General features: G+C 61.2%; 24 protein-coding genes. All 24 read left to right on the top strand.

What is annotated here, in order from left to right; genetic code table 11:
• Window position 1 precedes the first annotated feature (1 nt).
• The 24 genes from ACTM82_RS02195 to recO all read left to right on the top strand — a co-directional run bounded on the left by ACTM82_RS02195 (window position 2) and on the right by recO (window position 23,649).
• On the top strand, window positions 2-946 hold the full coding sequence (locus ACTM82_RS02195) for an aspartate carbamoyltransferase catalytic subunit (protein ID WP_035138537.1): 945 nt from the start codon (window positions 2-4) through the stop codon (window positions 944-946).
• Window positions 930-2,219, top strand: a complete 1,290-nt coding sequence (locus tag ACTM82_RS02200) for a dihydroorotase (RefSeq protein ID WP_154516264.1) — start codon at window positions 930-932, stop codon at window positions 2,217-2,219. Before ACTM82_RS02195 ends, ACTM82_RS02200 begins: the two co-directional genes overlap by 17 nt.
• Window positions 2,220-2,335: 116 nt before the next feature.
• Window positions 2,336-3,103 (top strand): dihydroorotate dehydrogenase electron transfer subunit, encoded by a 768-nt coding sequence (locus ACTM82_RS02205; RefSeq protein ID WP_441054299.1) that lies wholly within the window; start codon window positions 2,336-2,338, stop codon window positions 3,101-3,103.
• Window positions 3,104-3,117: 14 nt separating this feature from the next.
• Entirely contained in the window at window positions 3,118-4,026 is a 909-nt protein-coding gene (locus ACTM82_RS02210; RefSeq protein ID WP_427717595.1) for a dihydroorotate dehydrogenase, read from the top strand.
• On the top strand, window positions 4,020-4,736 hold the full coding sequence (gene pyrF / locus ACTM82_RS02215) for an orotidine-5'-phosphate decarboxylase (RefSeq protein ID WP_427747926.1): 717 nt from the start codon (window positions 4,020-4,022) through the stop codon (window positions 4,734-4,736). The genes ACTM82_RS02210 and pyrF overlap by 7 nt, the downstream gene beginning before the upstream one ends.
• 240 nt (window positions 4,737-4,976) lie before the next feature.
• Window positions 4,977-5,285: an integration host factor, actinobacterial type gene (mihF, locus tag ACTM82_RS02220; RefSeq protein ID WP_441054239.1), complete on the top strand. Its 309-nt coding sequence runs from the start codon at window positions 4,977-4,979 to the stop codon at window positions 5,283-5,285.
• Window positions 5,286-5,855 (top strand): guanylate kinase, encoded by a 570-nt coding sequence (gmk, locus tag ACTM82_RS02225; RefSeq protein WP_441054237.1) that lies wholly within the window; start codon window positions 5,286-5,288, stop codon window positions 5,853-5,855. It begins immediately after the preceding gene.
• A 5-nt stretch (window positions 5,856-5,860) separates the two neighbouring features.
• Window positions 5,861-6,142, top strand: a complete 282-nt coding sequence (locus ACTM82_RS02230; RefSeq protein WP_370450597.1) for a DNA-directed RNA polymerase subunit omega — start codon at window positions 5,861-5,863, stop codon at window positions 6,140-6,142.
• Entirely contained in the window at window positions 6,143-7,387 is a 1,245-nt protein-coding gene (gene thiI, locus ACTM82_RS02235) for a tRNA uracil 4-sulfurtransferase ThiI (protein ID WP_441054235.1), read from the top strand.
• Window positions 7,388-7,601: 214 nt separating this feature from the next.
• A complete protein-coding gene (locus tag ACTM82_RS02240; RefSeq protein ID WP_441054233.1) occupies window positions 7,602-8,312 on the top strand; it encodes a helix-hairpin-helix domain-containing protein in 711 nt (236 codons plus the stop codon).
• Window positions 8,309-10,597, top strand: coding sequence for a DNA internalization-related competence protein ComEC/Rec2 (locus ACTM82_RS02245; protein WP_441054231.1), 2,289 nt, complete (start codon window positions 8,309-8,311; stop codon window positions 10,595-10,597). Before ACTM82_RS02240 ends, ACTM82_RS02245 begins: the two co-directional genes overlap by 4 nt.
• Window positions 10,598-10,690: 93 nt before the next feature.
• Window positions 10,691-11,653, top strand: coding sequence for a DNA polymerase III subunit delta (holA, locus tag ACTM82_RS02250; protein WP_427747932.1), 963 nt, complete (start codon window positions 10,691-10,693; stop codon window positions 11,651-11,653).
• A 133-nt stretch (window positions 11,654-11,786) separates the two neighbouring features.
• On the top strand, window positions 11,787-12,053 hold the full coding sequence (gene rpsT, locus ACTM82_RS02255; protein ID WP_022094714.1) for a 30S ribosomal protein S20: 267 nt from the start codon (window positions 11,787-11,789) through the stop codon (window positions 12,051-12,053).
• A 96-nt stretch (window positions 12,054-12,149) separates the two neighbouring features.
• Window positions 12,150-13,961 (top strand): translation elongation factor 4, encoded by a 1,812-nt coding sequence (lepA, locus tag ACTM82_RS02260; protein ID WP_441054229.1) that lies wholly within the window; start codon window positions 12,150-12,152, stop codon window positions 13,959-13,961.
• 4 nt (window positions 13,962-13,965) lie between these two features.
• On the top strand, window positions 13,966-15,009 hold the full coding sequence (gene dusB, locus ACTM82_RS02265) for a tRNA dihydrouridine synthase DusB (protein WP_441054227.1): 1,044 nt from the start codon (window positions 13,966-13,968) through the stop codon (window positions 15,007-15,009).
• 2 nt (window positions 15,010-15,011) lie between these two features.
• The gene (locus ACTM82_RS02270) at window positions 15,012-16,244 is read left to right on the top strand and encodes a coproporphyrinogen-III oxidase family protein (protein WP_441054225.1); all 1,233 of its coding nucleotides are present in this window, start codon (window positions 15,012-15,014) and stop codon (window positions 16,242-16,244) included.
• Between the two features lie 58 nt (window positions 16,245-16,302).
• On the top strand, window positions 16,303-17,406 hold the full coding sequence (locus ACTM82_RS02275; RefSeq protein WP_427717509.1) for a DnaJ domain-containing protein: 1,104 nt from the start codon (window positions 16,303-16,305) through the stop codon (window positions 17,404-17,406).
• Window positions 17,407-17,487: 81 nt separating this feature from the next.
• The gene (gene dnaJ, locus ACTM82_RS02280) at window positions 17,488-18,636 is read left to right on the top strand and encodes a molecular chaperone DnaJ (RefSeq protein WP_441041560.1); all 1,149 of its coding nucleotides are present in this window, start codon (window positions 17,488-17,490) and stop codon (window positions 18,634-18,636) included.
• 9 nt (window positions 18,637-18,645) lie between these two features.
• Window positions 18,646-19,938, top strand: a complete 1,293-nt coding sequence (locus tag ACTM82_RS02285) for a MiaB/RimO family radical SAM methylthiotransferase (RefSeq protein ID WP_441054223.1) — start codon at window positions 18,646-18,648, stop codon at window positions 19,936-19,938.
• Window positions 19,919-20,905, top strand: coding sequence for a PhoH family protein (locus ACTM82_RS02290; protein WP_441015490.1), 987 nt, complete (start codon window positions 19,919-19,921; stop codon window positions 20,903-20,905). Before ACTM82_RS02285 ends, ACTM82_RS02290 begins: the two co-directional genes overlap by 20 nt.
• On the top strand, window positions 20,902-21,411 hold the full coding sequence (ybeY, locus tag ACTM82_RS02295) for an rRNA maturation RNase YbeY (protein ID WP_441054221.1): 510 nt from the start codon (window positions 20,902-20,904) through the stop codon (window positions 21,409-21,411). The genes ACTM82_RS02290 and ybeY overlap by 4 nt, the downstream gene beginning before the upstream one ends.
• 9 nt (window positions 21,412-21,420) lie before the next feature.
• Complete coding sequence (locus ACTM82_RS02300) at window positions 21,421-21,798, top strand: diacylglycerol kinase family protein (protein WP_441054219.1); 378 nt, start codon at window positions 21,421-21,423, stop codon at window positions 21,796-21,798.
• A 12-nt stretch (window positions 21,799-21,810) separates the two neighbouring features.
• Window positions 21,811-22,884, top strand: a complete 1,074-nt coding sequence (gene era / locus ACTM82_RS02305) for a GTPase Era (protein WP_441054217.1) — start codon at window positions 21,811-21,813, stop codon at window positions 22,882-22,884.
• A 15-nt stretch (window positions 22,885-22,899) separates the two neighbouring features.
• Window positions 22,900-23,649, top strand: coding sequence for a DNA repair protein RecO (gene recO, locus ACTM82_RS02310; RefSeq protein ID WP_154516310.1), 750 nt, complete (start codon window positions 22,900-22,902; stop codon window positions 23,647-23,649).
• Window positions 23,650-23,723: the final 74 nt, after the last annotated feature.

The raw sequence follows: 23,723 nt of genomic DNA on the forward strand, positions 1-23,723 counted from the left end.
CGTGGCGTTCAATCATAAGCACCTGATCGACATTACCGAGTACTCCGAAGAGGACATCAAGCTCATCCTCGAGACCGCCAAGGCGTTCTCCGAGGTCAACGAGCGTGCCATCAAGAAGGTCCCCACGCTCAAGGGCAAGACTATCGTCAATATGTTCAACGAGCCCTCGACGCGTACCCGCAGCTCCTTCGAGCTCGCCGAGAAGCGTCTTTCGGCCGACAGCCTCAACTTTGGCGGCTCCTCGACCTCCACGGTCAAGGGCGAGAGCCTCGTCGATACCGTCGAGACGCTCAACGCCTACAAGATCGACTGCATCGTCGTGCGCGACAAACATGCCGGTGCTCCCTACATTGTCACGCAGAATTCACCCGCGAGTGTTATCTGCGCCGGTGACGGTAAGCACAACCATCCCACGCAGGCTCTGCTCGACCTGTACACCATCTGGGAGCACAAGGGTGACTTCCACGGTCTGAAAGTCGCCGTCGTCGGCGACATCGCCCACTCCCGCGTTTGCGGCTCGCTGATCCCCGCGTTGAAGATCATGGGCTGCGAGACCTACGCCGTCGCCCCCGGCACGCTGCTGCCGCCGGCGCCCGAGGTTCTGGGCTGCGACCACGTGACGAGCGACCTCGATTCCGTCCTGCCCGAGCTGGACGTCGTCTACATGCTGCGCGTACAGCAGGAGCGCCTCGAGGGTGCCCCGTTCCCGACCATTCGCGAGTACCACAAGCTCTTCGGCCTGACCAAGGACCGTGAGAAGCTCATGAAGCCCGACGCGATCATTTGCCACCCGGGCCCCATCAACCGCGGCGTCGAGTTCGACTCCTATATGGCCGACCACCCGCAACGCTCCGTCATCCTGGAGCAGGTCTACGCCGGTATCTGCGTGCGTATGGCTATCCTGTATCTGCTGCTTGGAGGTGCCGATAATGGCCTTGCTTCTTAAGAATGCCCACGTCGTCGATCCGTCCGTCGAGCTTGACGGGGTCGTTGACGTCCTGATCGACGGCGACAAGATCGCCGAGGTCGGCGAGAACCTCGCCGCCGAGGGAGCCGAGGTCCGCGACCTTTCCGGTAAGTACCTTGTCCCTGGCCTGGTGGACATGCACGTCCACCTGCGCGAGCCCGGCTACGAGGTTAAAGAGGACATCGAGAGCGGCACCCGCGCAGCTGCCAAGGGCGGCTTCACTGGCGTGTGCGCCATGCCCAACACCGACCCCGTTACCGATAACGGTACCGTTGTTGAGTTCGTCAAGTCCCGCGCTGCCGAGGTCGGCCACTGCCGCGTCTATCCTTCTGGCGCCATGACCCGCGGTCTTAAGGGCGAGGCTATGTCCGAGATGGGCGATATGGTCGCCCACGGCGCCGTCGCCTTCACCGACGACGGTCGCGGCGTGCAGGGTGCAGGCATGCTCCGTCGCTGCATGGACTACGGCAAGATGTTCGGCAAGGTCTTCATGAGCCATTGCCAGGACGAGGACCTGGTCGGCCACGGCCAGATCAACGAGGGCAAGGTTTCGACTCGTCTGGCCCTCGAGGGCTGGCCGGCTGCCGGCGAGGAGCTCCAGATCGCCCGCGACATCGAGATCGCCAAACTGACCGGTGCCAAGCTGCACATCCAGCACATCTCCACCGCCCATGGCCTGGAGCTCGTGCGTGCCGGCAAGGCCGCTGGCGTTCAGGTTACCTGCGAGGCCACCCCGCATCACATGTTCCTGACCGAGAACGACCTGGACGAGACCTACAACACCTCGCTCAAGGTTAACCCGCCGCTGCGTACCGACGAGGATGCCGAGGCCATCCGCCAGGGTGTCATCGACGGCACCGTCGACGTCATCGTCACCGATCACGCTCCCCACACGCCGTGGGAGAAAGCCCGTGAGTTCGAGCTCGCGCCCTTTGGCATGATCGGCCTCGAGACCTCGCTGTCGCTCGTGCTCACCGAGTTGGTCAACACGGGCAAGATGGGTATGGGCCGCATGGTCGAGCTCATGGCTATTAAGCCGCGTGAGATCCTGGGCCTTGATCAGGTTCAGGTCAAGGCGGGCTCTGTTGCCGACCTGACCGTCTTCGACGCGTCTGTCACCTGGACGGTCGGCGAGGACGGTTACGAGTCGCGCGCCGAGAACTCCGGTTTTGCCGGCCGCACGCTCACCGGTCGTGCCACCGATGTGTTTGTCGGCGGTAAACAGACGCTTGCCGACGGCTGCATCTGCTAGCATAGCCTTATCGCTTTTGCGCGCGGTGCCCTTGCGGTGCCGCGCTTTCTGTTCGTTTGGTCCATGCAACTGCATGGGGGATTGGAGCGTCTATGCCCACACCTTCCACTGCACGCATGCACGACTTCGAGGTCGTCTCGAACCAGGAGATCGCCGACGGCATCTTCTCGCTCGTTATTTTGGCCCCCAAGCTTGCAAGTGCGCTCAAGCCCGGTCAGTTTGTGAACATCGCCGTGCCCGGCGATGCCTCTTCGCTGCTTCGCGTGCCCTTGAGCTTCTATCGCTCTGACGCCGAGGCCGGTACCGTCGAGCTGTGGTACGCCGTCGTGGGCGACGACACCCGTCGTCTGTCGCAGATGGGCCCCGGCTCCAAGTCCAACCTGTTGGGCCCTGGCGGCCGCGGCTGGCTGGTACCCGAGGGCACCAGGAAGGCGCTGCTCGTGGCGGGCGGCATCGGTGTTCCGCCCGTGCTGTGCCTCGCTGGCATGCTTGCCGAGCAGGGCGTGGCCGTTGACGTGTGCCTGGGTTTTGGCACCGCGTCCAAGGTCGTGGGCGTCGATGAGTTCCGCGCGCTGGGAGCCACGGTCAACGTGTGCACCGACGACGGCTCGTTGGGTACGCACGGCTTATGCACCGATCCTGCCGCTGAGCTGCTCGGCAAGGGCGGTTACGACTACGTCGCCAGCTGTGGTCCCGCCGTTATGATGAAGAAAGTCGCCGCCGCTGCCGCCGAGGCCGGCGCGTACTGCGAGGTGTCGCTCGAGCGCATGATGAGCTGCGGCTTTGGTGCCTGCAACACCTGCAATGTCGAGACGGTCGACGGTATGAAGGGCGCCTGCATGTGCGGCCCCGTGTTTGATGCTTCCAAGGTGGTGGTCTTCTAGTGGGTACCGTGAACATGTCCGTCGATTTCGGCGGCGTCAAGATGCAGAACCCCATCAACACCGCAGCCGGTACCTTTGGCTACGGTTGGCAGTTCCAGAACTTCTTTGATGTCTCCCAGCTGGGTGCCATCACCACCAAGGGTTGCGCTGCCGAGCCCTGGCCCGGCAATCCTGCACCCCGCATGGCCGAGATCCCCGGCGGCATGATCAATTCCGTGGGCCTGCAGAACCCCGGTGTGGCCGCTTTCGCCCGCGAGTCCGGTCCGTGGCTCGAGCAGCTCTCCAAGGACGGTTGCCAGGTCATCTGCCAGGTTGCCGGTCACTCCGTTGATGAGTTCGTGCGCGCGCTCGAGATGTATGTCGAGCTGTGCCCCTGGGCTGCCGGCTATGAGATCAACGTGAGCTGCCCCAACATTGCCGCCGGCGGTGCCGCCATGGGCTCCACGCCCGAGGGCGCCTCTTCCGTTATGGCTGCCTGCCGCAAGGTGACCGATAAGCCGCTGTTCGTTAAGATGGCTCCGGTCAATGTCGCCGAGATCGCCCGCGCCCTCGAGGCTGCCGGCGCCGATGGCCTTTCGGTCATCAACTCCATCCAGGGCATGGCCATTGACGTGCACACCCGCAAGTCCCGTGTGGCCAAGCCCAAGGGCGGCCTTTCGGGCCCGCTGTGCCACCACATCGCCGTGCGCATGGTCTGGGAGGTCGCCCAGGCCGTCGATATCCCCATCAACGGTGTCGGCGGTGTCATGACCGGCGAGGATGCGGCCGAGTTTATCCTGGCCGGCGCCACCTGCGTGTCGGTCGGCATGGCCAACTTCGTCGACCCGTGTGCTTCGCTTAAGATCGCGCACGAGCTCGAGGCCTGGGCGGAGTCCCAGGGCGTAAAGGACATCAACGAGCTGGTAGGTGCGTTCGAATGCTAGAGACCGATGCCCGCGACCGTGTTATCGTCGCCCTCGACTGCGACCGTGAGCGCGCACTCGAGCTCGCCCATGAGCTTTCGGGCCATGCCGCCTGGCTCAAGGTGGGCATGACGCTCTATTACGCCGAGGGTCCCGAGATCGTCAAGACGTTTAAGGATTTGGGCTTTAAGGTCTTCCTCGACCTCAAGTTCCATGACATTCCGCATCAGGTGCGCGGTGCCGCTCGCTCGGCCTCGCTTGCCGGTGCCGACCTGCTCTCGGTCCACGGCTTGGGTTCGGGCGCCATGCTCGCTGCCTGCCGCGAGGGTGCCGAGGAGGCGCGCGAGGACCGCGCCAAGCTCGTCGCCATCACCGTACTTACGAGCATGAATCAGGATGCGCTGGCGGAGATCGGCGTCGAGTCGCCCGTGGCCGAGGAGGCCGCTCGCCTGGCAAAGCTCGCTCAGGCCAACGGCATCGACGGTATCGTGTGCTCGCCGATGGAGGCTCACGACATGCGTGAGCTGCTCGGCCCCGACGCGCTGATCGTGACTCCGGGTGTGCGTCCGGTGGGTGCCGCCCTGGGCGATCAATCCCGTGTGGCGACACCTTCCCAGGCTATCGAGCGCGGTGCGAGCCACATCGTGGTGGGCCGTCCTATTACCGGCTCCGACGATCCGGTTGCGGCCTTTGACGCCATCGTCGCCGAGCTGGTCGAAAACGTCGCGTAAAAGATTCCCTCAAGTCACCACTTTTGGGTCTTATTAGCACAAATTAGCCCTTGTGCCTGCGAAAACTTTCCCATCCTTTGTGTGGAATCACAGGTCAGGGGCTCAACTTTGACCTCCGTATATTGCACTTTTCGCAGGTATCGTCTAACCTATGGAGCCGTCGATTGGGCATTTAGTGCGTTTGACGTGCTAAAATGCCAATTATTACATCAGATATAACCCAACTATTTGGAGGTTCGAATGGCACTCCCTCAGCTTACCGACGAGCAGCGTAAGCGGGCTCTTGAGAAGGCTGCCGCCGCACGTCACGCCCGCGCTGAGCTTCGCGAGCAGATCAAGAAGGGCGAGAAGTCCCTCGAGTCCGTGCTCAACTCCGATGACCCCATCGCTTCCCGCATGAAGGTTTCCACCCTCATCGAGTCTCTGCCCGGTTATGGCAAGGCCAAGGCCGCCAAGATCATGGAGGAGCTCGGCATCTCCGCTACCCGTCGCGTCCAGGGCCTCGGCGTCCGTCAGCGCGAGCAGCTCCTCGAGCAGCTGACCAAATAAGTGAGCGCTCAGGATTCAAAGCTCTTTGTGATTTCTGGACCGTCAGGTGCAGGCAAGGGGACGCTCGTCAATCGTGTGCGCGAGCGCCGCTCGAACCTGGGCCTGACGGTTTCGGCTACCACGCGAGCGCCACGTAAAGGTGAGGTCGACGGCGTCAACTACTTTTTCCTGACGCGCGAGGAGTTCGACCGCCGCGTGGCAAACGGTGAGTTTGTTGAGTGGGCCGAGGTCCACGGTAACTGCTACGGCACGTTGGTGAGCGAGGTCGCATCCAAGCTCGCCTCTGGCTCGTCTCTGATTTTGGAGATTGATGTCCAGGGTGCCCTGCAGGTCAAGGAGCGTTTCCCCGAGGCCGTGTTGATTTTTATCAAGCCGCCTTCGCTTGAGGTGTTACGCGATCGCCTGGTCGGTCGCGGTACCGAGACGCCCGAGACGATCGAGCTGCGCATGGCAAACGCCGCCGATGAACTTGCCCTTGCCGACCGCTACGACGACGTCGTGGTGAATGACGATCTCGACCGCGCGACCGATGAGCTCGTTCGCGTTCTCGATATGCATGAAAGGATCTGAGGTCCGTGTCCGTTGTAAAGCCTTGTATTGACGATCTTCTGGAGAAGACCGATCACAACCGCTTCCTGCTCGCCTCGCTTGCCTCCAAGCGCGCCTGCGATATTAACAGCATGCTGCGCGGCCAGCACAACCGCGTGCTTGCCGTTCAGGATGTCGATGACATTACCATTGGCCTCTCCGGTGCCGATACCATCTCGATGGCTATGGACGAGATTGTCGACGGCGATATCTCCTACGACGAGGCTCGTTACAAGAAGGCGCTCGGCCACAAGGTTGCTGAAGCCTAAATGGCAGCTCGCGTCTGCCTGGTCCACTATCACGAGGTTGGACTGAAGGGCAAGAACCGCGCACATTTTGAGCATATCCTCATGGATAACATCAAGGCGGCCTTGGCCGCCTTTTCCGTGAATGCCGTATCTCGAATTTCCGGTTATATCCTCGTGACCTTTAACGAGCATCAGGCCGACGAGGCGGCGCGTGTCATTCGCACCGTCCCCGGCGTTGCCCGCGTGTCCCTGGCATATCACACCAACCGCGACCCGCAGGAGTACTGCGCCGCCGCCGTGAAGGCGCTGCGTGAGTTTGGTCCTTTCGATTCGTTTAAGGTGCATGCCAAACGCTCTAACACCGACTACGAGCTCACCTCGATTGATATCAATCGTCAGGTTGGCGAGGTGCTGTGCGAGGCCTTCCCCGATAAAAAGGTCCAGATGCACGACCCCGACGCGATGGTGCACGTACTGGTGGTCCAGGGTAGCGTTTACGTGTATGCGCGCTCCGAGCGCGGCGTGGGCGGTCTGCCGGTGGGTTCCGCCGGCAAGGTTGTGACGCTTCTGTCGTCGGGCATCGATTCTCCGGTGGCGACCTGGATGCTCGCGCGTCGCGGCGCGGTGTGCGTGCCGGTGCATTTCTCCGGTCGTCCGCAGACACCCGATACGAGCGAGTATTTGGTTCAGGACATTATCCGTGCGCTTGCGCCGGGCGTCCAGATCGGCCGCCTGTACGTGGTGCTGTTTGGCGATTGCCAGCGTGAGATTTCCGTGGCCTGCCCCAGCAACCTGCGTGTGATCATGTATCGCCGCATTATGTATTCGGTTGCCGAGCGCATTGCGCGTATCGAGGGCGCCAAGGCTATCGTGACCGGTGAATCGCTCGGTCAGGTTGCCTCCCAGACGCTCGAGAACATTATGGCCGTCAACGAGGCCGTCAAGATCCCCGTGTTCCGCCCGCTGATCGGTTCGGACAAGCAGGAGATCATCGCGCGTGCCGAGGAAATCGGTACCTTCGATATCTCGACCGAGGCTGCTCCCGATTGCTGCACGCTCTTTATGCCGCGCCGCCCCGAGACGCACGCAAAACTCGATGCCGTGCATGAGGCGTGGGAGCTGTTCGATCACGAGGAGATGATTGAGCGCTTGCTCAAACAGACCGAGTACATCGACTTCGAGAGCAACACGTACAAGGCCCCTAAGACCTTAAAACGTAAACATCCTCAGCTTGCTCCACGTGAGATTTACCAAGATCACGAATAATGTTGTGTATAGACCGGCGGTGCATTTGCATCGTCGGTCTTAATTTACCTGGGCATTAGGCGATAAACGGTTCATTTGTCGACGTGTATCTGAATAAATGGACACTATCCTGCAAGGTTTTGGTCAGCTTTTGGTTTGACTTCGATAACCGGTGTGGGCGTGCGGAGGCTACGGCGCTCGTTTCCTGACACGATGGTGTTGGGAGGTGTTTGCTATGGCGCAACGCGAGCAACACGAACGGGTTAAACGGATGGACCGCTGGGCAGAAAAGCTGCTCGGCCATAAAGCGATGGTCGTGGCGATTCTGATTGTCATTGCCGCCGCGAGCGGCTTGGCGATGGCAAGTTTTGGTAGCCGCTCCAGCGGCGTTTCGTTTGAGCGCGGTGATGAGGCGGGCGCCTCGGGTGTGCGCGGGGCCGGGGATGGGTTACCTGATGATGCCGATGAGTCGTCTGCCAAGAGTTCTTCTGCTGCTGAGGTGTACGTCGATGTCGATGGCGCCGTTGCGAGGCCTGGCGTGTACCGGCTCAAAGACGGAGCGCGGGTGTCCCAAGCGATCGATGCCGCCGGAGGGCTCACGGCTGAGGCGGATGTGACAGGGCTTAATCGTGCGTCCAAGATCACAGATGGCCAAAAGATCTATGTTCCGATGGTGGGGGAGCAACAAGCGGCTGCGGCGGTCGGCGGGGTCGAAAGCGGTGCTGCCATGACTGCTGGTGCGGGGTCTTCGTCGGGGCTTGTGAATATCAATACGGCAAGTGCGGCGGAACTGCAGACGCTTTCGGGCATCGGGCCTTCTACGGCCCAGTCGATTATCGATGAGCGGACTCAAAACGGGGCCTTTGCCTCGGTCGATGACCTCATGCGCGTATCGGGGATCGGTGAGAAAAAGCTCGCCAAAATTAAAGATTGCATCTGCGTATGAGTGTGTCCGAGTGCGAGCATGTGATGCCGCCGCGGCCCCTGATGCCGTGGACGATGGCCCTTTGTTCTGGCTTGTGTGCGAGCTGCGGCCTGGTGCTTAACGTGGCAGCCGATTTGCTGCTGGGAGAGCGGGCAGCGCCCGTCACATTGCTTATGGCCATTCCCGTTGCGTCTGCCGCGTGCATCGTATTGGCTCGGTTTTGTATGCGTCTTGTGCGGTGGAGGCGATGGCTGTATGCCGCGGCCCTCGGCCTCCTGGCGGGAGCGGTCGTGTCCGCGGGTTGGGCGATAGGGGCGCTGCGTGCTTCGACGGCACTGGATAATCGAGCTGCGAGCAGTCTTGAGTTTGTTGTACAGGGCGACCCATCCATCAATGACGGGACGTACTCCTATACCTGTGATTCATATGCGGGTGGAAAGCGCTTGGGCGAGATACGGCTGTCGTGTGATCGTGAGCTCGGCGCCGGTTCGCATGTGCAAGCTATCGGTCGAATTTCGCGTTTTGAGAATGATGCGTATGGGCGCTCACGCGTGCTTCGGGGCGAGCTTCGAAAAGTTAAGGTCATCCGGTTGGTATCGGTTGACGAGGGCTTTCCGGGGCCGTTGCCTTGGCTGCGAAACGAGCTCCTTGCCGCTATCGCGCCCGAGACCGATCCGGCGCGCTCGCTCATTGCCGGCGTTGTCTGCGGACGCTCCTCCGAGCTGCGTGCTCAGCCGTCGGGCGATTTGTTTTCGGTAACGGGCACCGCACATCTTATCGCCGTCTCGGGCAGCCATCTTGCCATCGTTGGGTTTGTGATTGAGAGCGCCCTGCAAAAGACTCGCCTCTCTCGTGGGCTGCAGAGAGGGCTGTTGGTGCTGGCCCTCGCTGCCTATGCCGTCTTTACGGGCGCTTCGCCCTCGGCCGTGCGCGCGTGCTGTATGGTGGCGGTGACGCTTGTCGTCAACGGCGCCGGACGTCGTCGGCATGGCCTTTCGGCTCTATTTTTGACCATGACAATCTTTATGTTGCTGCGGCCGACAGTATTGTTCGAGATGGGTTTTCAGCTATCGTGCGCCAGTGTTTTTGCCATCCTTTGTTTTTGCCCCTACGCTACCTACGCCTTGGGTGAGCTGAGCGTGCCATCGGGGGTTGCCAGTATTTTGTCCGTCACGCTGTGCTCGCAGATCGCGACACTTCCCGTAACCATTCCCGCATTTGGGATGTTTTCGCTCATTGCCCCGCTTGCAAATGCCGTGATCGGTCCGGTGATAAGCGTGCTGCTCGCATCTTCGGTTGTGCTGGTGCCTTGCTCGCTTGTGCCGCTCTTGCGTCACGGGGCGCTAGTGGTGCCCATGGCTATCGCTCGCTGTGCCCTGTTCTTTGAGCAGCTCTTTGCTGACGTTCCGGGCGCATCCGTAAGCGTGCCGCCCGATACGCCCTTGGTATACGTGGTACCTTTTTCGCTGGTGGTCCTCTTGGTCTTGTGGCCACGCCCCAGCGCGCGGCCCATGGCAGTGGGGCTGCTGTGTTTGATGCTTGCAGCGGGCGTTCCGTATGTCTATTGGGATCGATGTGCGCCGCCTTCGGTGACAGTCCTTGATGTTGGCCAGGCCGATGCGATTCTGGTCCGTCAGGGTGGCGCCGTGGCGCTCGTCGACTGTGGGCTCGACGACCGCGTGGTGTCGGCGTTGGTTCGCAATAACGTCCACCATATCGACGCCGTCTTCGTGACACATTGGGATGAAGACCATTGGGGCGGTCTTCCCGACGTACTCGATCGGTTTTCGGTGGGAACCATTGCGGTTGCGGCGGATGCGCTGGGTAGTGCGCCTGCTGAGGTTCTGAATCGCCCAAGCGTCACGTATCGGCAGGTGGCTCGCGGAGACACAGTCGATATCGGCGCATTTCGGGCTCGTGTGATGTGGCCGTTTGATACGGTTGACGGTGAGGGCAATGAGGACTCGCTTGTCTTGCTGCTCTCCTATGCTCAGGAAGGCAAAAGCCTGCGTATGCTCCTCACCGGTGATGCCGAGGTCGATCAGGAGCGCGAGTTTGTACAGGAGGTGGGTGATATCGATGTGCTCAAGCTGGGGCATCACGGCTCAAAAGATTCTGTCGATACAGACCTGCTGGAAACCCTTAAGCCCGAGCTCTCTATTGCGAGCGCGGGCGAGGGCAACCGCTACGGTCATCCATCCGATGCCTGCATCGATGCCGTTAGCGATGCGGGCGGCGCGTTCGCATGCACTATCGAGAGAGGCGACATTACCGTCTCGCCGGCTGCGGCCGGTTTTGCCATGTGATGTCAGCGACCTTGATGCTGCCGTTGGCGCGGGACCAACCCGTGGGATAGAATGGCACGGTACGAACAGGAGAGCCTGCGGGAGGGGAGCGCGATGTCTGAAACCGGTCTGCTGCCGGCATATCTGATCGTCGGTACCGACGGAGTCAAGCGCGACCACGCCGTCTCGCGTATGAAAGCACGTCTGGAAAAGTCGGGTATGGTCGAGTTCAACCTCGACGAGCGCGACATGACCAAGGACCCTGATATCGAGTCCATTATCGGATCGCTCAACACTTTTCCCATGGGCAGCGAGTTTCGCTTGGTAATCCTTGACGGCTGCTCAAAGCTCGCCAAGGCGGTCTCGGAGCCGCTTGTCGAGTATTTAGCGAGTCCAAGCCCCACAACGGTCTGTCTCATCATCGCCGACTCGCTTGCCAAGAACACGCGCCTGTATAAGGCGATCGCCAAGATCGACAAGAAGGCCGTGATCGATTGCTCCGGCACCAAGCGCTGGGAGCTACCGCGCCGCGTGCAGCAGATGGCGACGCAGCACGGCAAGTCGATCTCGACGGCGGCCGCCGAGGAACTCGTCTCGCGTTCGGGTGAAAACACTCGCATGCTCGATAACGACTTGGCCAAGCTTGCCCAGATGGTCGATGCGCCGCAAATTGAGCTTGCCGATGTGGAACGCTGGATCGTGCGCACGGCCGAAGTTCAGCCCTGGGATTTTCTCAACGCGGTCTCGGCTCGTGATATGCGCCGCTCGCTTGAGCTCTTTGGGCTGCTACCCGCCAAGAGCTATGTGTGGACCTACACGCTGCTGTGCGGACGCATTCGCGAGCTTATCGTCGCCAAGGCGCTCGATGCGCGTGGGCAGGGTCGCGAGCTTGCCGCGACGCTCAAGCTTCAACCCTGGCAGGTTAAGAATCACCTGACCTGGGCACGCCGCTTTTCGATGGCGGAGCTCGTCGCGGCGCTCGAGGGCGCGGTCGATGTTGAGCTCGCTCTTAAGGGTTCGGCCGATTCTCAGAACGCGCTTTTGCTCTGGATTACGAACATCTTGAGAAAATCGTGATGATAGCTGTCTATTTGACAAATTCGTTCTATCCCTTTGAGGGGGAGCGTGCTATAGTAGGCGCTTGCATGACCTCACCGTGTCTCAGAGGTGTCATACATTTTTTGCAAGGAACTCGAAAGGAACTCCAGAAGTGGCAAACATCAAGTCTCAGAAGAAGCGTATCCGCACCAATGAGGCAGCTCGCATGCGTAACAAGGCTGTCAAGTCCGAGCTCAAGACGCTGACCAAGCATGTCCAGTCCGCCGTCGCCGAGGGCGACGCCGAGAAGGCCCAGGCTGCCCTCAAGACCGTCACCAAGCGTCTCGACATGGCTGCCGCCAAGCATGTTATCCACAAGAACCAGGCTTCCAACCGCAAGTCCGGTCTTGCCAAGCTCGTGAACAGCATCAACGCCTAAGTTGTAAATTTCACACCACACAGATTACGCGCATAAATGGAGCCTGTTTTATGGAACAGGCTCCATTTTTTGTACCGCTCGGGTAAGATAGTCCGCATGAATACTTCAATTGACATTTCCCACATCCGCAACTTCTCGATCGTTGCGCACATCGACCATGGCAAGTCCACGATCAGTGACCGCATCCTCGAGCTCACCCATACCGTCGACGAGCGCGACATGGAATCGCAGCTGCTCGACACCATGGATATCGAGCGCGAGCGCGGCATCACGATCAAGTCCAATGCCGTTCGCGTTTCCTATGACGCCGACGATGGCGAGACGTATCAGTTCAACCTGATTGATACGCCGGGCCACGTGGACTTTACCTATGAGGTCTCGCGTTCGCTTGCCGCTTGCGAGGGTGCGGTGCTCGTCGTTGACGCCACGCAGGGCGTCGAGGCGCAGACCGTCTCCAACGCGACGCTCGCCATGAACGCCAACCTGGATATCGTGCCCGCTATCAACAAGATCGACCTGCCGTCGGCACACCCCGACGAGGTTAAGACCGAGATCGAGGATGACCTTGCGATTCCTGCCGACGATGCCGTATGCGTATCGGGCAAGACCGGCGAGGGCATCCATGATCTGCTGGAGTCCATCGTCTTTTTGATCTCACCGCCCAAGGGCGATGCGACGGCTCCGCTCAAGGCGCTCATCCTGGATTCGTATTTTGACGAGTACCGCGGCGTCGTCGCCACGGTCCGCGTCTTTGACGGCTCCATCAAGAAGGGCGATACCCTGCGCATGATGCAGGCCGAGGGCGACTTTTTGGTCGATGGCGTGGGCGTCAAGCGTCCCGCCGAGACTCCGGTCGACGCGCTGACGGTCGGTGAGGTGGGCTACGTGGTCACGGGCCTGAAGGACCCTGAGGCCGTTCGCGTGGGCGATACCCTCACGTGGGCGTCGAATCCCTGCCCTGAGCCGCTTCCCGGTTACCGTGAGGCCAAGCCCATGGTCTATACGGGCTTGTTCCCGATCGACAACAAGGATTACGAGAACCTGCGTGACGCTCTCGATAAGCTGCATGTCAACGACCCGTCGTTGGTGTGGGAGCCCGAGACCTCGGTGGCGCTCGGCTTTGGCTTCCGCGTTGGCTTCTTGGGCCTGCTGCATATGGAGGTCGTCAAGGAGCGCCTGGAGCGTGAGTTCAACCTGGACCTCATCGCCACGAGCCCTTCGGTGGACTATCACGTCTACAAGACCGACGGCGAGATGATTGATGTCCGCAGCCCGCAGGATCTGCCCGAGGCTACGCGCTTCGAGCGCATTGAGGAGCCCTACCTCAAGGCCAAGATTATCTGCCCGCCCGAGTATACGGGAGCCGTCATGCAGCTCGCTATCGAGCACCGCGGCATTACGACCGACATGATCCACCTCACGAGCAAATCGGTCGAGATGCGCTTCGACATGCCGCTCGCCGAACTCATCCTGGACTTCTTTGACCAGCTCAAGAGCCGCACCAAGGGCTATGCGTCGCTCGACTATGAGTTCAACGAGTATCGTCCCTCCGAGCTCGTCAAGCTCGATATCCTGCTTTCGGGCGACGAGGTGGACGCGCTTTCGTTTATCGTGCACAGGGACAAGGCCTATGGGCTGGCCCGCGGGTTGTGCGACAAGCTCAAGGAAATTATTCCGCGCCAGCTGTTCGAGGTGCCCATTCAGGGTGCCATCGGCAACAAGATCATTGCCCGCTCGACCGTCAAGGCGCGCCGCAAGGACGTTTTGGCCAAGTGCTATGGCGGCGATATCTCGCGTAAGCGCAAGCTGCTCGAGAAGCAGAAAGAGGGCAAGAAGCGTATGAAGGCCATCGGTTCGGTCGAGGTCCCGCAAGAGGCCTTTATGGCGATCCTCAAGGTGGACGAGTAGTTCCATGGCGCTTTCTGAATACAGTACGCGGCTGCTGGGTGCCTATGCCGAGCAGCCGTTCCTTATGGCTCCCATGGCCGGCGTGACCGATCCCGCCTATCGCATCATGTGCCGCCGCCGCGGTGCCAATCTTGCCTATAGCGAGATGGTGAGCGTGGCGGGCCTTGCCTATGCCAGCAATAAGACGTGGCGCCTGGTGCTGCCGGCAGACGAGGAGCGGCAGATCTGCGTACAGCTCTTTGGCTCCAAGCCCGATCAATTTGCGAGCGCCGTCGCTGCCGTCGAGGAGCGTGTGGGCGATCGCCTGTCGCTGATCGATATCAACATGGCCTGCCCGGCTCGCAAGGTCGTCACCAAAGGCGAGGGCTCGGCGCTCATGCGCACGCCCGAGCTGGCCGAAAAGATCGTCGAGGCGGCGGTGGGCGCGGCGCACGTGCCCGTGACCGTTAAGATCCGCAAAGGCTTTTATTCCGAAGATCGCAATGCCGCGACGTTTGCCCAGATGCTCGAGGGGGCGGGCGCCGCTGCTGTGGCGGTGCATGGTCGCTGTGCCACGCAGCTCTATACGGGTCAGGCCGATTGGTCGGTCGTCGATGAGGTGGCCGATGCCGTCGAGATTCCCGTTATCGGTTCGGGCGACGTGTTCTCGGCCGAGGATGCCGCGAAGCATCTGCACAACTCGGGTGCCAGCGCGGTGTTTATCGCACGCGGTATCTACGGTAATCCCTGGGTCTTTGGTGATGCTCGCGCCCTTGCGCTCAATGGCGTACCGGTGCCGGTGCGCAGCTCTGTCGAGCGCCTGGACGCCCTGCGCGAGCATCTCACGCTGACGCATGAGCTTCTGCCGCTCATGTCGCGTGCCCGTACGTATGCAAGCTGGTATCTAAAGGGCATGCCCCATGCTGCCGCCTGGCGTGCCCAGGTGGTGCGTTGCTCCACATATGAGGAGTTCATGGCATTGGTCGACGATATCGAGCACGATGTGGTGGCCTGCGAGGCCGCACTTGCCGCTGGCGAGTCGGTGCCCGCTCATCCGCTGGGGGCCTAACGGTGGCCGTTACCGCGCTGTACGTGCATGTGCCGTTTTGCGCTCAAAAGTGTCGGTACTGCGACTTTGACTCACGCAGTTTTGCTCCGTGCGACCTGAGCGCTGCGCTCGATGCCTATTTTGAGCAGCTGTATACGCGCCTTGATGCCTTTGGAGACACCGGGGCGCTTGCGCAAGTCCGCACCGTCTATGTTGGCGGCGGCACACCGTCGCTGGCGGGAGAGCGTCTGGTGGAGCTTGCCCGGCGTATTTGCATGTGGTGCAAGCCCGTTGAGTTTACCTGCGAGGCTAATCCTGAGCCGCTGACCGCCGAGCTTGCCGCTGCGCTTGCCAAGGTTGGTGTCACACGTGTCTCTGTGGGTGTGCAAACGCTCGATAACACCGAACTCACTGCCATCGGCCGCATTCACGATGCCGATCGGGCGCTCGCTGCCATCACGACGGTTAAGGACGCTGGGCTCGATGTGTCGTGCGACCTTATGTGCGGCCTTCCCGGGCAGACCGCAGCGAGTTGGAAGCGCACGCTCGATGGCGTGTTGGCAGCGGCGCCGCAACATGTGTCGGTGTACCCGCTCACGCTCGAGGAAGGCACGCCGCTCTACCGCATGGCGTGTTACGACGAGTCGCTCGAGCCCGACGAGGATTTTCAGGCTGCGTGCATGGAAGCGGCGCGCGAGCGTCTGGGCGCGGCCGGCTATCACCCGTATGAGGTGGCAAGCTATGCACTCGACGATCATGAGTGCGCCCACAACATTGCCTACTGGACCGGACGGGGCTATCTGGGCCTGGGTCGCTCTGCCGCGGGCATGCTCGACGCCGATGATTTCGATCGCTTGGCCGGGCTTTATCCCGACGTGCCCGCTCGCGGCGATGCGTATCGCGTGCGTCTGGTGCAACGCGACGATGCCGCGACGACGTTTGATGCCGAGTATCTGTCGCAGCGCGAGGCGGCGGCGGAGGATTTGATGCTCGCCTGTCGCATGACGCGTGGCATTGGGCCCGACCTGTTGGTTCGCTCGGCAAGCGTGATTCCTGCAGACGAGCTGGCGGCGTCCTGCGACCGTGCGCTCGAGTTGGGCCTTGCCACCTGGGTGCCCATTGATGTCGAGGGGCATGCGGGACGCATCACCTCAAAAGATGTTGTAGCAGGTCGCGCCCGCGCCCGTTTAGCGCCCACCCACTTGGGCTGGCTCGATGGAAATATGCTGTTCGAGCTGTTTTGGGGTCTAGCTTAGGCCGCTCGGGTAGAATTACCGCAATATATACGCTGCTGTGAGCAGGAGGTTGCCGCGCATGGCGACGATGAACGAAAAAGATTACTACGAGATCTTGGGTGTCTCCAAGGACGCCACCTCGCGTGATATACAGAAGGCCTTTCAGCAAAAGGCCCGCAAGCTCCATCCGGACGTCAACAAAGAGCCGGATGCCGAGGAAAAGTTTAAAGAGGTTTCCGAGGCCTATGCCGTGCTTTCGGACGAGCAGAAGCGTGCGCGCTATGATGCCATGCGCTCGGGCAATCCCTTCGCCGGCGCTCCTTCTGCTTCGCCCTATGGCGGCGGCTACGCCGGCAGCGCAGGCTATGGCAATCCCTTTGAGGGCGGCTTTCCCTTTGGTGGCGCCTGGGGCCAGCAGCGTCGCAGCCAGGCTGCCTATAATCCCGAGAACGGCGCCAACGTGGTCGTCGATATTAAGCTCGACGCCAAGGAGGCCAAGGGCGGTGCCCGCAAGACCGTCCGCTATACGCGCTTCGATACCTGTGGTCATTGCGGAGGCTCGGGCTCTGTCTCGTCCGAGCATGCACATACCTGTCCGAGCTGCGGCGGTCGCGGCCACATCGACGTCGACCTGTCCTTCCTGTTTGGTGCCGGCACGTTCCAGTCGGTTTGCCCCGAGTGCGGCGGTTCCGGTAAGGTCGTCGCCGACCCCTGCCCCGATTGCGGTGGCAGCGGGCGGACCCGTGTGACCTCCGAGCAGACGATTGAGTTTCCTGCCGGCACGCATGATGGCGACGAGGTCCATATTGACGGCATGGGTCACGCAGGCACCAACGGTGCCTCGGGCGGCGATTTGGTCGGGCGCGCCCATGTCGAGGCCGAACGCCTGGAGGGCAAGGCTCGTACCGGTTTTTACCTGATGGGCATCGTGGCGCCTTTTTTGGTGCTGTCGGCCATCTCGGGCGTGTTCTCGGCCTTTGCCATGATGTGCTTTGTTCCGTTTGCCATGGGCTTGTTCATGGTGCTCTCGGACGGCGTGCTTCACCGCAGCCTGCTGTGGTGGAAGCGCGGCGCGATGCAGTTTGCCAACGGTTTTGCCAACGGATTTATGTTTGCTCTCGTGTCGGTTTGGTTTGCGAGCTGCTCGCAACGTGCCATGCTTTCGCCCTACGCAATGCAATAACATCAAACCCTTTGTTTGCGGTCGGCCCAGCTTGGGTATAGGACGCACTGTGACAATAATGAAAGTCGGAAGGATTCGGTCGTGTCGGAAAATAGGGATTACTACGAGGTACTTGGCGTCGACAAGGATGCCGACGCGCGGACGATTAAGCGCGCGTTTCTAAAGAAGGCCCGTATCGTACACCCGGACGTTTCGGACGACCCCGATGCCGAGGCCAAGTTCAAAGAGCTCAACGAGGCATATTCCGTTCTTTCCGACGAGCAGAAGCGTGCAAACTACGATCGCTACGGTTCGCCCGACGGCCCCGGTGGCTCCGGCTATGTCGACATTAACGATATCTTTGGCGGCATGGGCATGGACGACCTCTTTTCGTCGTTCTTTGGCGGCGGCGCCGGCGGTGGCGCCCGAAATCGCCGCGAGCGTCGTCGCGGCCGCGATATGGCCATCTCCCTTTCGGTGACCCTTGAGGAGGCGGCGCTCGGTTGCAAAAAGACGATCAGCTATGACCGCCTTGCCCCCTGCGAGGATTGCAATGGCACCGGTAGGGCCGAGGGTGCGGCCGAAAAGCAGTGCAGCCGTTGCCACGGCACGGGCTATGTCACGACGGTCCAGCGCTCGTTCCTGGGTCAGGTTCAGTCCTCTTCGCCCTGCCCCGACTGCCATGGCGAAGGTACGGTCATCGACCATCCCTGCGAGACCTGCGACGGTCAGGGCCGCACGCCTTCGCACGAAAAGATCGACATCGATATCCCCGCCGGCGTCTCGACCGGTCGTCAGCTGCGCGTGAGCGGCTTTGGCGAGGCGGGCCTTCGTGGTGAGCCCTCGGGCGACCTGATCGTCAACGTGCGCGTCGCCGATCACGAGCGTTTTAAACGCAACGGCGACGACCTGTACCTCGTGAGCGATATCTCGATTGCGCAGGCTGCGCTCGGCTGCGAGATTAAGGTTGAGGGCATTTTACCCGACGAGGTCGTCAAGGTGTGCGTCCCCGCCGGTACGCAGTACGGCGACACCGTGAGTGTCAACAACTACGGTATGCCCCGTATCGGCGGTGGCGGCTCGCGTGGACGCTTGATCGTTCAGCTGCGCGTGCTCGTCCCCACGAACCTTTCCGCCAAGCAGCGCGAGCTGCTCGAGGCTTTCGCCGCCGAGTCGGGCGACGATGTCGCTTCCGGCAAGAAATCGGTGACCGATCGCATTAAGAGCGCTCTCGACGACATCCTCGATTAAGGAGCCCGCGTGCTCGCACCTCATATCTCTGTTGTCAACCTCGGCTGCCGTGTCAACCGGGTTGAGTCCGACCGTATCACTGCCGATCTTATGCGCCTGGGTTTTGCAATGGTGGAGCCTCAGGATGCGGAGCTGATTGTCATTAACACCTGTGCCGTTACGGGCGAGGCCGAGGCCAAGACCCGTAAGGCCGTCCGCCATGCGCTGGCTCATCCAAAAGAGCCCTATGTGGTCGTGACCGGGTGCGTTGTCAATTTGCACCCCGAGGAGCTTCTGGAGCTTTCGGACCGCGTGATCGCGGAGCCGTCTAAGATCGATGTCGCCGAACGCGTCTGCGAGGTGCTGGGCGTTGAGTCCGATAGTGTGGCCGCCTGTAGCGGCGGCGATGTGGTCGATGCGCTCGGTCGCTCGCGTCTGGGTGTGAAGATCCAGGACGGCTGCAACCATCGTTGCACCTATTGCATTGTGTGGAAGGCCCGCGGCCCCGAGCGCTCCGTGCCGGTCGAGTCTGTGCTCGAACAAGTTCGTGAGGCTCAGGAGGCCGGCGTGCCCGAGGTGGTGCTGACGGGCGTGAACCTGGGCGCCTACGATGGCAAGAGTGCGACCGACGAACACGTCGAGATCGATGAGCTGCTCGAGGCCATCATGGAGCGTACGTCTATTCCTCATGTGCGCATTTCCTCGGTCGAGCCCATGGATATCTCCGAGCCCCTGCTTAAGGTCATGGCGCGCTATCCGCAGCGCATCGCCCCGTTTTTGCACCTGCCCGTGCAGTCTGGCTGCACGGCGACCCTGCATCGCATGGGCCGTCCCTATAGCGCCGAGGCATTTGAGGAGACGGTGCGTATGATCCGCGCCAACTTGCCTCAGGCGTCCCTTTCGTGCGACGTCATCGTCGGTTTTCCCGGCGAGACGGACGCGGAATTTGAGGAGTCGCTGGCGTTGTGCCGTCGCGTGGGCTTTTCGCGCATGCATGTCTTCCGCTATAGCAAGCGTCCCGGTACCCTTGCTGCCGATATGCCCGACCAGGTGCCGCCCGAGGTTATGGCTGAGCGCAGCCGTCGTATGCGAGCCGCGGCGCAGGAACTCGCCATTGCCGACGCCCGCCGTCGCGTGGGCACCGTCGAGCGTGCCGTGCTCGAGTATGGCGACAACCTGACGCTCGGTTCGTTCCATCATGCCCGTCTTGACGATACCTGCGGACTCACAGCCCCGTGCCTGCTCGATGTTGCTATCATCGGAGTCGATGATTCCGGCTTGGTCCATGCACGCAGGGAGGTTCATGGAAGCCTCGAAGATTAGACTTACCGTTCCCGATGGAATTGATCCCTCGCGCGTCTTGGGTGCCGGCGACGGCGTCCTTCGTGCGCTCGAGAGCTTGGTTCGCGCCCACGTGGTCGCCCGTGGCGACCGTATCGCCGTGTGCGGTGACCCGGACGAGGTCGAGCTCGTGGCGCGCTTTTTCGAGCATGCTTTTCGCGAGGCTGCCGCCGGACGGACGCTGTCTGTCGACGATGTCTCTCGCTGCCTGGCCGTCTTGCGCGACGGTGAGTACGGGGCTACGTCGCTTCGCGATGATGTGCTGCTTTCGTATCGCGGTCGTGCCATTCGCCCCAAGACGCTCGGTCAAAAGCGCTATGTGGATGCCATCCGCTCGCATACCATCACGTTTGGCTTGGGTCCTGCCGGTACCGGTAAGACCTATCTGGCCATGGCACTTGCCGTTGCCGCGCTCAAGCGTCACGAGGTGGGCCGTCTGATCTTGACGCGTCCGGTTGTCGAGGCGGGGGAGAACTTGGGCTTTTTGCCCGGTACCCTCGAGGAAAAGATCGATCCCTACATGCGTCCGCTCTACGACGCCCTTTTTGACATGATGGATCGCGAGCGCACCGATGAGCTAATGGAGCGTGGCGTGATCGAGATCGCCCCGCTTGCCTACATGCGCGGTCGTACGCTGAGCGATGCCTTCGTGGTGCTCGACGAGGCTCAAAATACCACGCCCGAGCAGATGAAGATGTTCCTGACGCGCTTGGGCTTTAACTCCAAGTTTGTGATTACCGGTGACCTGAGCCAGCGTGACTTGGTAGGTCGTCGCGGCGGTCTTGCCGACGTTGAGCAGATTTTGGGTCGTGTCGACGATGTCGCGTTTTCGCACCTCGAGCGTGCCGACGTGGTGCGTCACGCCTTGGTGGGGAGAATCGTCGAGGCATATGATGCTTATGATGACGTGCGCGAGAAACGCGTGCGCGACCGAAAGGAGTCCCGTTGAGTGTATTGATCAGCAACGATGCCGAGCTCGATACGCTGCTTGACGCGCAGGAGGTAGAGCACATCTGCGGGGTCGTGCTTGCTGCCGAGGGCGTTGAGCGAAAAGTCGAGATTTCCCTTTCGTATGTCGATGAGGATGAGATGCGCGAGCTCAACCACGAGTGGCGCGGTATCGACCGTACCACCGATGTCCTCTCGTTTGAATGCGACTCGGCCTTTGACGAGGATATCCCAGCCGACGAGACGCTCGAGCTCGGCGATATCATCTTGGCCCCGCAGGTCATTGCCCGTCAGGCCCCCGGCTTTGGCAATAGCCCTGCCGATGAGTGCCGCCTGATGCTCGTGCATGGCATGTTGCATTTACTGGGCTACGATCATATCGAGGACGACGAGGCCGAGGTCATGGAGGCCCGCGAGGACGCCATCCTGCGCGATCTGGCGCTCGAGCGCGGCGAGGACCCCAAGCTGGTTCACGTCGGCCCCATCACCAACCATGCCCACGACTAGGAGCCGTCTATGATTCCCGGATCGAACAAGGACCATCCGTCCTTTTTAAAGTCGTTCTCCTACGCCATGGAGGGCTTCGTTACCGCCGTCAAGACCGAGCGTAACATTAAGGTCATGCTCGTGGCGGGTGTGTGCACTGTCATTGCCGGCTGCATCGTGGGGCTCGACATTGCCGAGTGGGCTACGATTATCATTTGCTGCGGCCTGGTGATTCACGGCGAGCTGTGCAACACCGCCATGGAGGCGATTGTCGATTTGGCGACCCAGAAGTTCCATCCGCTGGCAAAGCGTGCAAAGGATATCGCCGCCGCCTCCGTATACGTTCTTTCCATCACCGCCGCGATTGTGGGCTTGTTGGTATTTGCCCACGCGCTCGGCTTTATTTAGAAAGGGATTTTCATGTCCGACAATATGCAGTCTATCGATGAAACGCTGGACGACGAGTCCCTGGATGCTGTGGATGCCGAAGCGACTGAGGCTTGCGAGGTCGAGGAGTTCGACCCGTTTGAGGGCATGAGTGACGAGGAGCTCGACGCCCTGTGCGACGAGGACGACAGCCTCGCGGGCTTTGGCGACGTTGAGCCCGGTTTCCGCAGCGGCTTCGTGGCCCTGGTCGGTCGCCCCAACGCCGGTAAGTCCACGCTGCTCAACGCCTGCTATGGCAAAAAGGTCGCCATCACCTCGCCGGTGGCCCAGACGACCCGCCGTCGCATGCGCGCCGTCGTCAATCGCCCCGGCTACCAGCTGGTTTTTGTCGATACTCCGGGTATTCACAAACCCAAGGACGGTCTGGGGTCCGAGCTCAACAAGAGCGCGTTGTTCGAGCTGAACGATGTCGATGTCGTCGCGTTTTTAATTGATGCCACCAAACCGATCGGCAGGGGAGACGCCTGGGTTGCCGAGCGCGTCAGATGCGCCCGTTCCAAGAAGGTCCTGGTGCTCACCAAGGCCGATGAAGCCGATCCCGCACAGGTCATGGAGCAGCTTAAGGCCGCCCACGAGCTCATGGAATATGACGATGAGATCGTGACGTCGTCGGTCAAGAACTTTAACGTTGATGCCTTCATTGAGACCGTTGCGCACTTTTTGCCCGAGGGCCCGCGTTGGTTCCCCGAGGACATGGGTACCGACGCTTCCGACGAGACGCTCGTTGCCGAGTTTGTGCGCGAGAAGGTCTTGCGCCGCACCCGTGATGAGATTCCGCACTCCGTTGGCGTAATCTGCGATGCGCTCGAGCAGACCAAGAAGGTGCTGCGCGTGCATGCCACCATTTACGTCGAGCGCGAGGGCCAAAAGGGCATCATCATCGGTAAGGGCGGCGAGATGATCAAGCATATCGGCATCGACGCCCGTCGCGATCTTGAGCGCATCTTTGGCACGCAGGTCTTTTTGGAGCTGGATGTGAAGGTAAAGGCCGGCTGGCGTGACGACGAGGCCCAGATTCGCCGTTTTGGCTACAACGCCGAGGACTAAGGGCGCGCGGCGCTCATGGCAGGCTCACGGACATATCGCACAAAGGTACTCGTTCTCGATAAGACCAAGCTCAAGGAGACCGATCTGATCTTGACGATGCTCGATGAGCGGGGTCGGCAGGTCCGTGCCGTGGCAAAGGGTGCGCGCAAACCCGGCGGGCGCCTGGCGGCGCGCTGCGAGCTGTTCTGTACCGTCGATATGCTGCTCGCGCACGGACGGTCGCTCGACGTGGTTTCCCAGGCCGAGCTTATGGAGGCGCCGCTCGGCGCCGCGCCCGATTACGAGACGACCTGCGCCGCAAGCGCGATCGCCGAGGTCGCGCGCGTGTGCTCGTTCGAGGACGCCGAGGACCCGTTTACCTTTGCCATTACGCAGCGAGCACTTGCCCTGGTGGGCAGCAGGCTCGACACGGCACATATGGACCTGCTTGTGGCGGCATATGTCTTTAAGCTGTTGTCGCACGTTGGCTATCGACCCGATTTTTCGGCCTGCGTACTGTGCGGAGACCCCATGCTGTCGTATTTTTCGCCCCAGGCGGGCGGGCTCATGTGCGGGTCGTGCGCGTCGAGCGTTCCGGGTGCCGAGCTGGTGTCGACCGGCGAGGTCGCATGGCTGCGCGCCCTCATGTCCATGACCTTCGATGCGCTCATGGCCGAGAGGGTCGATCCCCATACTGCCGCCTTTTTGCTGGGGCTTTCGCATGTTTGGGCTGCGACGCACACCGATCAGCGTCTTCGCGCGATGGAATTCATGTTGGGTCGGTGATGATGGGCATACGCGGTCCGCTTGTGGTAACATACCGACCTGTTGGTACCTCGACCTTGGATGCTCGCTCCACC

Source organism: Collinsella sp. HCP3S3_E5 (assembly GCF_052067635.1).
Lineage (GTDB): Bacteria > Actinomycetota > Coriobacteriia > Coriobacteriales > Coriobacteriaceae > Collinsella.

What these genes read in the sequence shown, in the direction of transcription:
- ACTM82_RS02200 (WP_154516264.1), top strand. Translation starts at nt 930, where the DNA reads ATGGCCTTGCTTCTTAAGAATGCCCACGTCGTCGATCCGTCCGTCGAG.
- ACTM82_RS02205 (WP_441054299.1), top strand. Translation starts at nt 2,336, where the DNA reads ATGCACGACTTCGAGGTCGTCTCGAACCAGGAGATCGCCGACGGCATC.
- ACTM82_RS02210 (WP_427717595.1), top strand. Translation starts at nt 3,118, where the DNA reads ATGTCCGTCGATTTCGGCGGCGTCAAGATGCAGAACCCCATCAACACC.
- pyrF (WP_427747926.1), top strand. Translation starts at nt 4,020, where the DNA reads ATGCTAGAGACCGATGCCCGCGACCGTGTTATCGTCGCCCTCGACTGC.
- mihF (WP_441054239.1), top strand. Translation starts at nt 4,977, where the DNA reads ATGGCACTCCCTCAGCTTACCGACGAGCAGCGTAAGCGGGCTCTTGAG.
- thiI (WP_441054235.1), top strand. Translation starts at nt 6,143, where the DNA reads ATGGCAGCTCGCGTCTGCCTGGTCCACTATCACGAGGTTGGACTGAAG.
- ACTM82_RS02240 (WP_441054233.1), top strand. Translation starts at nt 7,602, where the DNA reads ATGGCGCAACGCGAGCAACACGAACGGGTTAAACGGATGGACCGCTGG.
- ACTM82_RS02245 (WP_441054231.1), top strand. Translation starts at nt 8,309, where the DNA reads ATGAGTGTGTCCGAGTGCGAGCATGTGATGCCGCCGCGGCCCCTGATG.
- holA (WP_427747932.1), top strand. Translation starts at nt 10,691, where the DNA reads ATGTCTGAAACCGGTCTGCTGCCGGCATATCTGATCGTCGGTACCGAC.
- lepA (WP_441054229.1), top strand. Translation starts at nt 12,150, where the DNA reads ATGAATACTTCAATTGACATTTCCCACATCCGCAACTTCTCGATCGTT.
- dusB (WP_441054227.1), top strand. Translation starts at nt 13,966, where the DNA reads ATGGCGCTTTCTGAATACAGTACGCGGCTGCTGGGTGCCTATGCCGAG.
- ACTM82_RS02275 (WP_427717509.1), top strand. Translation starts at nt 16,303, where the DNA reads ATGGCGACGATGAACGAAAAAGATTACTACGAGATCTTGGGTGTCTCC.
- ACTM82_RS02290 (WP_441015490.1), top strand. Translation starts at nt 19,919, where the DNA reads ATGGAAGCCTCGAAGATTAGACTTACCGTTCCCGATGGAATTGATCCC.
- ACTM82_RS02300 (WP_441054219.1), top strand. Translation starts at nt 21,421, where the DNA reads ATGATTCCCGGATCGAACAAGGACCATCCGTCCTTTTTAAAGTCGTTC.
- era (WP_441054217.1), top strand. Translation starts at nt 21,811, where the DNA reads ATGTCCGACAATATGCAGTCTATCGATGAAACGCTGGACGACGAGTCC.
- recO (WP_154516310.1), top strand. Translation starts at nt 22,900, where the DNA reads ATGGCAGGCTCACGGACATATCGCACAAAGGTACTCGTTCTCGATAAG.